Source organism: Methylobacterium symbioticum (assembly GCF_902141845.1).
GTDB lineage: Bacteria > Pseudomonadota > Alphaproteobacteria > Rhizobiales > Beijerinckiaceae > Methylobacterium > Methylobacterium symbioticum.
In genome coordinates this window covers 42,538-55,249 of sequence record NZ_CABFPH010000032.1, presented here as the reverse complement: position 1 = coordinate 55,249, position 12,712 = coordinate 42,538, and the positions used below count along the sequence as shown (strand labels likewise).

Annotated in this window: 8 protein-coding genes; 7 read left to right on the top strand and 1 reads right to left on the bottom strand. The window is 71.4% G+C overall.

All coding sequences use genetic code 11. The annotated features are described in order from the left end of the window. Nucleotides 1–553: 553 nt before the first annotated feature. The 7 genes from ileS to MET9862_RS12995 all read left to right on the top strand — a co-directional run bounded on the left by ileS (nt 554) and on the right by MET9862_RS12995 (nt 9,763). The gene (gene ileS / locus MET9862_RS13025; RefSeq protein WP_142583382.1) at nt 554–3,535 is read left to right on the top strand and encodes an isoleucine--tRNA ligase; all 2,982 of its coding nucleotides are present in this window, start codon (nt 554–556) and stop codon (nt 3,533–3,535) included. Between the two features lie 31 nt (nt 3,536–3,566). After that, nucleotides 3,567–4,070 (top strand): signal peptidase II, encoded by a 504-nt coding sequence (gene lspA / locus MET9862_RS13020; RefSeq protein WP_142583387.1) that lies wholly within the window; start codon nt 3,567–3,569, stop codon nt 4,068–4,070. A 184-nt stretch (nt 4,071–4,254) separates the two neighbouring features. Beyond that, nucleotides 4,255–4,911 (top strand): hypothetical protein, encoded by a 657-nt coding sequence (locus MET9862_RS13015; protein WP_185156856.1) that lies wholly within the window; start codon nt 4,255–4,257, stop codon nt 4,909–4,911. Nucleotides 4,912–5,065: 154 nt separating this feature from the next. Then, the gene (locus MET9862_RS13010; RefSeq protein ID WP_142583380.1) at nt 5,066–6,463 is read left to right on the top strand and encodes a M16 family metallopeptidase; all 1,398 of its coding nucleotides are present in this window, start codon (nt 5,066–5,068) and stop codon (nt 6,461–6,463) included. A gap of 64 nt (nt 6,464–6,527) precedes the next feature. Continuing rightward, on the top strand, nt 6,528–7,811 hold the full coding sequence (locus MET9862_RS13005; protein WP_142583379.1) for a M16 family metallopeptidase: 1,284 nt from the start codon (nt 6,528–6,530) through the stop codon (nt 7,809–7,811). Between the two features lie 104 nt (nt 7,812–7,915). Next, nucleotides 7,916–8,839, top strand: coding sequence for a ring-cleaving dioxygenase (locus tag MET9862_RS13000; RefSeq protein WP_142583378.1), 924 nt, complete (start codon nt 7,916–7,918; stop codon nt 8,837–8,839). Nucleotides 8,840–8,989: 150 nt separating this feature from the next. Continuing rightward, entirely contained in the window at nt 8,990–9,763 is a 774-nt protein-coding gene (locus MET9862_RS12995; RefSeq protein ID WP_142583377.1) for a ferredoxin--NADP reductase, read from the top strand. A 24-nt stretch (nt 9,764–9,787) separates the two neighbouring features. Here the strand turns inward: MET9862_RS12995 and MET9862_RS12990 are convergent, their stop codons facing one another. Next, a complete protein-coding gene (locus MET9862_RS12990) occupies nt 9,788–12,709 on the bottom strand; it encodes a response regulator (protein ID WP_142583376.1) in 2,922 nt (973 codons plus the stop codon). Nucleotides 12,710–12,712: the final 3 nt, after the last annotated feature.

Here is a 12,712-nt window from a genome sequence, read left to right as displayed (position 1 = left end):
CCGTGCCGACCGCGCCGCCGACCGCGCCGCCCACGACGCCGCCGATCGGGCCGCCGACGCGGTTCCCCTCGGCCGAGCCGCGCTCGACGCCGCCGACGAGGCCCTGCGCCTGCGCGGCGCCGCCGAGGGTGAGCGTGGAGGCCGCGAGCGCAGCGGCGATCAGGATGTTCTTCATGGCGGGTTCCTCAAGACTGGCGGCGCAGGGCCGTTTGCCGGCTCGTGGCGCCACGCTCCCAACGGCCCAGCTCGCGAAAGGTGGCAGCTCCACGGTCCGCATTCCTGTGGACCGCGCGGGGGCGGCAGCGGTCTGGCGCCGCGGCCCGGCCGCTGTTAGAAGCCGGCCGATGCATCTGCGCGCTGCCTTCTCCTGCGGCCGTCCGGCCACGCGAATTACGGGCCCGGCCTCCGCCTGAGCGCCGTCCTCGGCGCTGCGCGGCGGACGCCGGGACGCGGTTCCCCGCACCCTGCCGGCCGAGAGCTCGCCGGCCCCGCCAGCCGAGAAGCCCGCACGGCCTGAGGGATCGGGCCGCACCTGTCCAGGACGTTCGAACCGATGAGCGAGCCGACCTCCGAGACCGCCGCCGAGACCGCCGGCCGCGACTACTCGAAGACCCTCTACCTGCCGAGCACCGAGTTCCCGATGCGGGCCGGGCTGCCGACCCGCGAGCCGCTGCTGATCGAGCGCTGGGAGCGCACGGACCTCTACGGGAAGCTGCGCGCCCAAGGGCGCGGCCGGCCGAAATTCGTGCTGCACGACGGCCCGCCCTATGCCAACGGCAACATCCACATCGGCACGGCCCTCAACAAGATCCTGAAGGACGTGGTCGTCCGCGCCATGGGGGCGCTCGGCTACGAGGCCAATTACGTGCCGGGCTGGGATTGCCACGGCCTGCCGATCGAGTGGAAGGTCGAGGAGCAGTACCGCGCCAAGGGCCGCAACAAGGATGCGGTGCCGGTCGTCGAGTTCCGCCAGGAATGCCGCGCCTTCGCCGCGCAGTGGCTCGACGTGCAGCGGGCCGAGTTCAAGCGGCTCGGCGTCACCGGCGACTGGTCGCATCCCTACTCGACCATGGCCTTCCCCGCCGAGGCGACCATCGCCGGCGAGCTGATGACCTTCGCCATGAGCGGCCAGCTCTACCGCGGCTCGAAGCCGGTGATGTGGTCGGTGGTCGAGAAGACCGCGCTGGCCGAGGCCGAGATCGAGTACGAGGAGCATGTCAGCGACACGATCTTCGTGGCGTTCCCGATCCGCACGGGCGCCGAGGGCGCGCTCGCCGACGCGCGCGTCGTCATCTGGACCACCACGCCCTGGACGATCCCCGGCAACCGCGCCGTCGCCTATTCGCGCAAGATCGCCTACGGCCTCTACCGCGTCACGGCGGCGCCGGCGGAGAACTGGGCGAAGCCCGGCGAGACCTACATCCTCGCCGACTCCCTCGCCGCGACCGTGTTCAAGGCCGCCCGCGTCGAGGGCTTCGAGCGCGTCGCCGACGTGGAGGCCGCCGCGCTCGCCAGCCTCACGCTCGCCCATCCGCTCGCCGAGCGCGGCTACGGCTTCGACGTGCCGCTCCTCGACGGCGACCACGTCACCGAGGAATCCGGCACGGGCTTCGTCCACACCGCGCCGAGCCACGGCCGCGAGGATTTCGAGCTCTGGATGGCGAACGGCCGGCTCCTGCGGGAGCGCGGCATCGACACCGCGATCCCCTACACGGTCGATGCCGACGGCGTGCTGACGGAGGCCGCGCCGGGCTTCACCGGCACCCGCGTGCTGACGCCGAAGGGCGAGAAGGGCGACGCCAACAAGGCCGTCATGGCCGCGCTCACCGAGGCGGGCGCGCTGATCGCCCGCGGCGTGCTGCGGCACCAGTACCCGCATTCCTGGCGCTCGAAGAAGCCGGTGATCTTCCGCAACACGCCGCAATGGTTCATCGCGATGGACCGGCCGGTGCAGAGCCTCGGCGACCGCACCCTGCGCGAGGTGGCGCTGCAGGGCATCGCGGACACCCAGTGGGTGCCCCCGCAGGGGCGCAACCGCATCAACGGCATGGTGGCGAACCGGCCCGACTGGGTGGTCTCGCGCCAGCGCGCCTGGGGCGTGCCGATCAGCGTCTTCGTCCACCGCGAGACCGGCGAGATCCTGCGCGACGCGGCCGTCAATGCCCGCATCCTCGCGGCCTTCCGCGCGGAGGGGGCCGACGCCTGGTTCACCGATGCCGACGGCGCGCGCTTCCTGCAGCCCGACCATGACCCGGCCGCCTACGAGAAGGTGACGGACGTGCTCGACGTCTGGTTCGATTCGGGCTCGACCCACGCCTTCGTGCTGGACGATCCGGAGCAGTTCCCGGGCCTTTCGGGCGTGACGCGCCGCCGCGACGGCGGTGAGGACCGGGTGATGTACCTGGAAGGCTCCGACCAGCATCGCGGCTGGTTCCAGTCCTCCCTGCTCGAATCCGCCGGCACGCGCGGGCGGGCGCCCTACGACATCGTCCTGACCCACGGCTTCGTGCTCGACGGCAAGGGCCTGAAGATGTCGAAGTCGAAAGGCAACGTCGTCGCGCCGCAGAGCGTGATCAAGGATTCGGGCGCCGACATCCTGCGCCTGTGGGTTGCGGCCTCCGACTACACCGACGACCTGCGCATCGGTCCGGAGATCATCAAGACCTTCGCCGAGACCTACCGCAAGCTGCGCAACTCCCTGCGCTGGATGCTCGGCTCGCTGGCCCACCGCGTCGCGGGCGACGACGTCGCGCTCTCCGAGATGCCGGAGCTGGAGCGCCTGATCCTGCACCGGCTCGCCGAGCTCGATGCCGAGATCCGCGAGGCCTACGCGGCCTTCGACACCAAGCGCGTGGTCGCCCTGCTCAACGGCTTCATGACGGGGGACCTGTCGTCCTTCTACTTCGACGTGCGCAAGGACGCGCTCTATTGCGACCCGGCCTCGTCGGTGCGCCGCCGCGCCGCCCTGCAGGTGATCGACGAGGCCTTCCGCCGGGTCACGATCTGGCTCGGGCCGGTGCTCGCCTTCACGGCCGAGGAGGCGTGGCTCGACCGCTACCCCTCCGAGGACGGCTCGGTTCACCTCCAGACCCTGCCGGACACGCCCGCCGCGTGGCGCGACGACGCCCTGGCCGAGCGCTGGCAGAAGATCCGGCGGGTGCGGCGCGTGGTGACGGGCGCCCTCGAGATCGAGCGCGCGGCCAAGCGAATCGGCGCGAGCCTGGAGGCCGCGCCGGTCGTGCACGTGACCGATCCCGACCTGCTGGCCGCGCTGGACGGCGTCGCGTTCGCCGATATCTGCATCACCTCGGACATCGCCGTGGTTGCGGAGGAGGGACCGTCCGACGCCTTCCGCCTCGACGACGTCCGCGGCGTCGCCGTGGTGCCGCAGCCGGCGAAGGGCCGCAAATGCGCCCGCTCCTGGCGGGTCACGCCCGAGGTCGGGCAGGATCCGGATTATCCGGACGTGACCCCGCGCGACGCCCAGGCCCTGCGCGAGTGGGACGCTGCGCACCCGGCCGCGAGCGCCGCGTGATCTCGGCGGACCGGACCTGCGGGGCGGAATGGTGACCCCCTTCCGCCTCGGCCTCGCCGCGCTCGTCGCCACCTTCGTGCTCGATCAGGCCTCGAAGCTCTGGCTCTATCTCGGCACCGACCTCGTGCTGAGCCAGCCCTGGCGCCTGGGTCCGTTCGTCGACTTCGTGGTCGTCTGGAATCGTGGCGTCTCCTACGGGCTGTTCCAGCAGGAGGGCGGGCTCGGGCGCTGGTTCCTGGTGATCCTCTCCCTCGTGGCGGCGGCGGCCCTCTCGGTCTGGATGAGCCGGGCCGGCTCGCGGCTCCTGGGGGTGGCGCTCGGCCTCATCGCGGGGGGCGCCCTCGGCAACGCGGTCGACCGGGCCGCCTACGGCGCGGTGTTCGACTTCGTGCACCTGCACGCCGGATCCTGGTCCTGGTACGTCTTCAACATCGCGGATGCGGCGATCGTGGCCGGGGTCGTCGGGCTGATCCTCGACAGCCTGCGGCCCGCCGGCCGGTCCCGCCCGTCGGAAGACGCCGCGCCGCCGCTGTGATGGGCGCACCACATCCCACAGCAACCCACAGGCCGCGGACGCGGGCTCTGGTGCAGCGCAGTCAAGGCGCCATACGATCGCCGGAAACCGGGATCAGGCCGAAGCAGCCGGATCGAGCCGCGTCGTTGCGGCGGCGTGGGGCCCCGTGGGGGTCGCGCGGATCCCGGCCAACCTGTGGGGCAACATGACCGGGTATCGCAGGAACGTTCATCTCGCCGCCGCCTTCGCGGGGATCCTCTCCGCGACCGCGGCCGGCGCCCAGGAGAGCGGGTCCGTGATGCGGGACACGCTCAGCACCCTCGGTCTGGTCGAGAAGGAACAGGCGCCGATCGACTACCGGGAGCGCGCACCCCTGGTGATGCCGCCGAAGGTCGACGGCAAGGCGCTGCCCGCCCCGCGGGCGAAGGTCGCCAACCCGTCCTGGCCGAAGGAGCCCGAGGTCGTCGCCCGCGAGCGCGAGCTGGCCGAGCGTCGCACGCCGCGCGGCAACCAGGTCCAGGGACGCTACAGCGACAACAACGCGACGCTGACGCCGGACGAGATCCGCGGCGGCCGCCGTGCCGACGCGCAGATCCCCCGCAGCAACGAGTACAAGCCGGGCGACAGCAATCGCGATTCGTTCTGGGTCAACCCGTTCGATCTGATGAAGAATGCCACCGACGAGCGCAGCGAGCCCTCCGAGGTCGAGCCGGCGCGCGACACCCTGACCGAGCCGCCGACCGGCTACCGCAAGCCGCCGCGCAAGGTGGTGCGCAATGCCAGCGACCCGATCAACAACCCCAGCCGCGAGCGCGAGGAGGCCGATCCCGGCACCTACCTGCGCGAGCAGCAGCGCCGGTAAAGGGTCGCGGGTCGCTGTGGCCCGGTTGCGACAGGGCCACAGCGTCGCGACATGAGACAGGGGCTCCGGTACGGGAATTGCCGGACCGGTATGCCCGCAACGGTTGCCGATGGGCCCCGAGGCCAGACGCGGCGGCCGCGATGAGGAAGAGCGTATGCATCTGTTCAGGCACGGGACGCCCACCCTGTTTCCGCAAGGCCCGCGGGCCAGCGCCGGCCGCGCGGATGCCGCGCCTCACGGACGCTCGGAGGCGGGCGGCCCGGCGGTGACGGCCTTCAGCCTGGACAACGGCCTCGACGTGATCGTGGTCCCCGACCACCGGGCCCCGGTGGTCACCCACATGATCTGGTACCGAAACGGCTCGGCCGACGATCCGCTCGGTCAATCCGGCATCGCCCACTTCCTCGAGCACCTGATGTTCAAGGGCACCGAGACCCATCCGGTCGGCGCCTTCTCGAAGACGGTCTCGGGGCTGGGCGGCCAGGAGAACGCCTTCACCAGCTACGACTACACCGCCTATTTCCAGCGCGTCGCCCGCGACCATCTCGGCACGATGATGGAGTTCGAGGCCGACCGCATGAGCGGGCTCGTCCTCGACGAGGCCGTGGTGGCGCCCGAGCGCGACGTGGTGCTGGAGGAGCGGCGCATGCGGGTCGAGACCGACCCCTCCGCCCAGCTCTCCGAGGCGATGGCGGCCTCGCTCTTCGTGCACCATCCCTACGGCATCCCGATCATCGGCTGGATGCACGAGATCGAGTCCCTGAGCCGCGAGCACGCGCTCGCCTACTACAAGCGCTTCTACACGCCGGAGAACGCCATCCTCGTGGTGGCCGGCGACGTCGCCCCCGACGCGGTGCGCCGCCTCGCCGAGGCCACCTATGGCCGCGTCGCGCCGCAGGGCGCCCGCCCGGTGCGCGTGCGTCCCCGCGAGCCGGAGCCGCGTGCGCTCCGCCGCGTGGCGGTCGCCGACCCGAAGGTCGAGCAGCCGACCCTGCAGCGCCTCTACCTCACGCCCTCCTGCATCACCGCCCGCGACGGCGGCTGCCACGATCTGGAGCTTCTGGCCGAGGTGCTCGGCGGCGGCTCGACCTCCTACCTCTACCGCAAGCTGGTCCTGGAGCAGGGCATCGCGGTCAATGCCGGTGCCTGGTACATGGGCTCGGCGATCGACGACACCCGCTTCTCCGTCTACGCGGTGCCCGCCGAGGGCATCTCGCTGGAGCAGCTTGAGGATGCGGTCGACACGGTCCTGCGCCGCGCGCCCGCCGAGGCCCTGGGCGCCGAGGCGATCGAGCGCGCCAAGACCCGCCTCGTGGCCGAGACGGTCTATTCGTCGGACAGCCAATCCTCGCTCGCGCGCATCTACGGCTCGGCGCTCGCCATCGGCGAGACCGTCGAGGAGGTCCGGCGCTGGCCGACCGACATCGAGGCGGTGACGCGCGACCGTCTCTCCACCGCGGCGGAGCGCTGGCTCGCCCCCGCCCGCTCCGTCACCGGCTACCTGACGAAGGCGAAGGACGCCGACGCGCCGGTCGCGATCGCCGCCGAGTAAGGCGCCCGACGATCCGCGACCGCACCGGCTGCCCGCGCGGCCGAACGAGAACAACGAGGTTCCCATGAACTTGGCCGAGACCGACACGCGCACCGCCACCTCGCCGACCAAGGCGCTCCCCGTCCAGAGCGCCGCGGGCGTCGAGGCGTGGCACGTGGAGTCGCCGGTCGTGCCGATGATCGCGCTCGCCTTCACCTTCGAGGGTGGCGCGGCGCAGGACCCCGAGGGCAAGGCGGGCTGCGCGCAGATGCTCGCGCGTCTCCTCGACGAAGGCGCGGCCGACCTGACCTCCGACGCCTTCCAGGAGCGCCTGGCGGCGCGGGCCATCGAGCTGTCGTTCCATGCCGGTCCCGACGCCATCGGCGGCTCGCTCAAGATGCTCGTGAAGCATGCCGACGAGGCGATCGACCTCCTCGCCCTGGCGCTCGCCAAGCCGCGCTTCGACCCGGACGCGATCGAGCGCGTGCGTGCCCAGATGATGGCGGGGCTGCGCTACCAGCAGAACGATCCGGGCGTGCTCGCCTCCCGCCGCTTCTTCCGGGAGGGCTTCGCCGGCCATCCCTACGGCCGGCCCTCCTCGGGTACGATCGAGAGCGTCGCGGCGATCACCCGCGACGATCTCCTCGCCATGCACGCCCTGATCGTCGGCCGCGGCAAGGTGAAGGTCGCCGCGGTCGGCGCGATCAGCGCCGCCCAGCTCGCCGAGGGGCTGAACCGGGCCTTCGGTGCGCTGCCCGAGGCCGGGGCGCTGCGCGCCGTGCCGCAGACCGTCGTGAAGGATCTCGGGCGCCGCGTGCTGGTCGATCTCGACGTGCCGCAATCGGTGATCCGCTTCGGCCTCGCCGGGGTGCCCTGGCGCGACCCGGACTTCATCCCCGCCTACGTTCTGAACCACATCCTCGGCGGCGGCGCCTTCACCTCGCGCCTGTTCCAAGAGGTGCGCGAGAAGCGCGGTCTCGCCTACTCGGTCGGCACGTCGCTGGTCAGCCACCGCGCGACCGCGATGATCTGGGGCTACACCGCCACCAAGAACGAGCGCGTCGGCGAGGCCCTGTCGGTAATCGGCGACGAGATCAACCGCCTCGTCGCGGACGGCCCCTCGGACGAGGAGCTGCAGAAGGCGAAGGACTACCTGACCGGCTCCTACGCGCTCGGCTTCGACACCTCGACCAAGATCGCGCACCAGCTCGTGCAGATCGCCTTCGAGAATCTCGGCATGGACTACATCGCGCGCCGCAACGACATGGTCGCGGGCGTGACCCAGGCCGATATCCGGCGCGCCGCCGCCCGCACCTACGCGGACGGCAAGATGCTCGTCGTCGCGGCGGGCCGTCCGACCGACTTCTGACGGAATGCGCCCGCGCCCCCATATCGGGACGGCGCGGGTGTCCCGGTGACCCGGGATCGGCGCGCAGGCGCCCTCCCGTCCCGGTCACCGAAAGCGCGAGACCCATGCAGCTCAGCGGCATCCACCATCTCACCGCGATCACGGCGCGGGCGGCGGACAATTTCGCCTTCTACACCCGCATCCTCGGCATGCGGCTGGTGAAGAAGACGGTAAACCAGGACGACGTCTCGGCCTATCACCTGTTCTACGCGGACGGGATCGCCGCGCCGGGCAGCGACCTCACCTTCTTCGATTGGCCGGCCGCGCCCGAGCGCCGGGGCAGCAACAGCATCGTGCGCACGCATCTGCGCGTGCCGGCGGCCTCCCTCGACTGGTGGCGCGAGCACCTGGCGCGCCAGGGCGTGGACCATGCCGGCCCGATCGCGCGCGACGGCCGCCTCACTCTCGACTTCGAGGACGGCGAGGGCCAACGCCTCGCCCTCGTGGCCGATGACGGCGATGGCAATCCCTGGGCGGAGAGCCCGGTGCCGGCCGAGCACCAGATCCTGGGCCTCGGCCCGATCCGCCTCGCGGTGCCCGCGCCCGAGCGCACCGCCGCCGTGCTCACGGACGTGCTCGGCATGCGCCACGTCCGGGACTTCGCGTTGCCCGAGGGCCCCGTTCACGTCTTCGCGATGGGGCCGGGCGGCGCGGCGGCCGAGATCCAGCTTCTGCAGGACGACGCGGCCCCGGCTCGTCAGGGTGCCGGCGCCGTGCACCATGTGGCCTTCCGCATCCCCGATGCGGATTACGCAGCCTGGGCCGACCGCCTGAAGACGCGGCGCATGCCGTCGAGCGGGCCGATCGACCGCTACTATTTCCGCTCTCTCTATTTCCGCGAGCCGAACGGCATCCTGTTCGAGATCGCCACGGACGGGCCCGGCTTCACCGCCGACGAGCCGCTGGAGACGCTGGGCGAGCGCCTCGCGCTGCCGCCCTTCCTCGAGGAACGCCGCGCCGAGATCGAGGCCGGCCTCAAGCCGCTGTGAGGCGCGGATCGGCGGACTAAGATTTCAGAGCGATTCCAAGTAGAAGAACCGCGATTCGATTGCAGCCCCGTCATGCCTTGACGGGGCTGGCGCACGTGCGAGAAGAGCCGCCGATCAGGGGCTCGCAGGGATTCGAGGACCGAACCGGCCATGAGCAAGTATTTCGAGGAGCGTGTGCTGTCGGTGCATCACTGGACGGACACGCTGTTCTCGTTCCGCACCACGCGCGACCCGGGCTTCCGCTTCCGCAACGGCGAGTTCACCATGATCGGCCTCGAGGTCGAGGGCCGGCCGCTGCTGCGCGCCTACTCGGTGGTGTCGGCCAACTACGAGGAGGAGCTGGAGTTCTTCTCCATCAAGGTCGCCAACGGCCCCCTCACCAGCAAGCTCCAGCACCTCAAGGTCGGCGATCCGATCATCGTCGGCAAGAAGCCCACCGGCACGCTCGTGCTCGACAACCTCGAGCCCGGCCGCCACCTCTACCTGCTCGGCACCGGCACGGGTTTGGCCCCCTTCCTGTCGATCATCAAGGATCCCGAGACCTACGACCGTTTCGAGAAGGTCGTGCTGGTCCATGGCTGCCGCCGGGTGGAGGAGCTGGCCTATGGCGAGACCATCACCGAGACGCTGCCGCGCCACGAGTTCCTTGGCGAGATGATCTCGCGCCAGCTGATCTACTATCCGACCGTGACGCGCGAGCCGTTCCGCAACAGCGGGCGGATCACCGACCTGATGGTCTCGGGCAAGCTGTTCTCCGACATCGGCCTGCCGATGATGAGCCGCGAGGCCGACCGCTTCATGCTCTGCGGCTCGCCGGAGATGATCCGCGACACCCGCCAGCTCCTGGTCGAGGGCGGCTACGAGGAGGGCAATCACGGCGAGGCCGGACATTTCGTCATCGAGAAGGCCTTCGTCGAGAAGTGACCGCCGGGACTGCCCGTGCCCGGCTCACGCCTCCGCGTGATCGGGCACGAGCTCCCGCACCGTCCGGGCGAGGTCGGCGAGGCTGACGCTGCCCTTGGCGAGCACCCGGTCGGCCTGACCGGCGAGGCGGCGCCGGTCCTCCGCCGTCACGTCCTTGGCGGTCAGCACCACGACCGGAATGTCGGCCCAGTCCGCCCGGGCTCGCAGGGTCCGCAGAAAGCCGAACCCGTCGAGTTCCGGCATCATCAGGTCGAGCAGCACGAGGCTCGGCCTCTCGCGCTCCACCGCCTCCAGGCCGAGCCCGCCATGGGCCGCCTCGCGCACCGGCAGCCCCTCGCGCGAGAGGGCCGTGACCAGCCGCTCGCGCGCATCCGCATCGTCGTCCACCACGAGGACTGGGCCGTCCCCGGCATTCGGACGGAAGCGGTCGGTCACCGCCTTCAGGCTGAGCCAGTCGATCGGCTTCTGGAGATAGTCGCTCGCGCCGAGCGAGAAGGCGAGGTTCTGCTCGTCGAGGACCGTGACCATCACGATCGGCGTCGCCCCGAGATCGGGATCCGCGCGCAGGGCCCGCAGCACCGCCCAGCCGTCCATGCGCGGCATGGTGACGTCGAGCAGGATGGCGCGGGGGCGTAAGGCACGTGCCCGTTCCAGCCCCTGGCGGCCGTCCTCGGCAACCGCCACGCGGAAGCCCTCGCGCTCCAGGAAGCGGGCCAGGAGATCGCGCGTCGCCGCGTCGTCGTCGATCACCAGGATCGTGCAGCCGTCCGACACCGCCTCCACCGGCGGGGCGACCGCGGCTTCCGGCGCCTGCAGCGTCGCCGGAAGCGCCAGGGGGAAGGTCGTGCCACGGCCTTCCTGGCTCTCGACGGTGATCCGCCCGCCCAGCATCTCGGCGAAGGCGCGGGTGATAGAAAGGCCGAGCCCGGTGCCGCCGAACCGGCGCGTCGTCGAGGCGTCGGCCTGGATGAAGCGCTCGAACAGGCGCTCGACCTGCTCGGGCGTCATGCCGATGCCGGTATCCGACACCGCGAAGCGGAGCTCTCCGTCCTCGCGCGTCACGGCGAGGTCGATGCGGCCGTTCTCGGTGAACTTGGCGGCGTTGCTGAGCAGGTTGATCAGGCACTGCCTGAGCTTGGTCACGTCGGTGAAGGCCTGGCCCGCCTCCTCGGCGACGGTGACCTGCAGCGCATTGCCCTTCTTGGCGACGAGCCCCTCGACGGTGACGGCCACGTCGCGGACGACCTCGGCCACGTCGAAGGGCTCCGCGTAGATCTCGACGCGGTCGGCCTCGATCTTCGAGAGGTCGAGAACGTCGTTGATCAGGCCGAGCAGATGGCGCGCATTCGCCTCGATCTTGCGCATGTCGGCGATGAGCGAGGCCTCGCCGAGATCCTCCAGCTCCTCCTGAATCATCTCGGAATAGCCGATCACCGCCGAGAGCGGCGTGCGCAGTTCGTGGCTCATGTTGGCCAGGAACTGGCTCTTGGCGCGGTTCGCCTCCTCGGCGGCCTCGCGCGCGGCGAGGATCGCCGCCTCCGCCTCCTTGGCCTCGGTGATGTCGGTATGGGTGCCGACCCATTCCCGCAGGCCGCCGCCCTCTTCGAGGATCGGCACGGCGCGCACGGCCATCGCGCGATAGCTGCCATCGGCCCGGCGCAGGCGGTGCTCGACCTCGTAGGGTGTCAGCGCCGAAACGGCCTGCGTCCAGGTGGCGCGCGTCGCCTCGCGGTCGTCGGGGTGGACGGCGTCGAGGAAGCCGAGGCCGGCATAGGCGGTCTCGTCCTGGCCGGTGAAGCGGGTCCAACCGGTCTGACGCGGATGCAGGGCCCCGTCCGGCGTGGCCGTCCAGACGATCGACGCGCTCGCCTCGATGAGCGAGCGGAAGCGCTCCTCGCTGTGCCGGGTGCGGGCTTCGGCGAGGCGGCGCACGGTCTCGTCGAGGACGACGAGGCCGACGCCCTCCACCGCGCCGTCCGCCTCGGCGGAGGCACGCAGCGGGTAGAAGCTCATGGAGAAATGGCGCACGCCGCCCGGCGCGCTCGGCGTCGGCACGGCCACCGGCACGTCCGGGGTGACGAGGCCGGCCTCGAGGGCGGCGGCGAGCTTCGGGGCGAGCTGATCGCGCAGCGTCGGCAGCATCGCCCAGATCGGCGCGCCGAGATCGGCGCCGAAGCCGCGCTCGCTCATCACGGCGAGTGCCCGGTTCATGTGGCGGATCTTGAGATCGCGGTCGAGGAAGCCGAGGCCGACCGGCGCGTTGGCGAGCACCCCGTCGAGGAGCGCCGACATCCGCAGCGATTCCCGCCGCCGCACCAGGGCGAGCCGTGCGAGCAGGGTGATGGCGCCGAGGGCGCAGAGGCCGGAGAGCAGCGACAGGACGAGGGACCGCCAGGATTCGCTCGTGCGCAGGTCCGCGAGCCGACGCTCGGTCACCGCGACGATGCCGGCGCCCTCGGCCCGGATCGCGTCCATCAGCCTCTTGCCCTCGCCGGTCCGGACCAGAGCGGTGGCCGGCTCGAAGCCGCCGCTCCGCCGCTCGGCGACGACACGGGCGGCGAAGGCGCGCTTCTCGGCGACGAGCTTGGCCAGCGCGGGACTTCCGGCCCGCAGCGGCTCCTGTGCCGCTCCACCGAGCACCGCGAGCCCGGCATCGATCGCCTGCAGCGCACCCGCATAGGGCTCGAGATAATCCTCGCTGCCCACCAGCACGTAGCCGCGCTCGCCGGTCTCCAGATCCTTCACCGCCGAGAGGACCCGCTCCACCCCGGCGATCACCGCATTGCCCCGTGCCGTCGCGGCCCTGTTCGCCTCGCCAGCGGCATAGTTCCAGGCGCCGGCCGCGAGCGCGGCCACGAGCAGGACGAAGGCGGCGGGTGAACCGAGCAGGGCGGCGAACGGCCCCGCACCGCGCCAACGGCGCAGGCGGAAGATCGACGAGGTCATGGG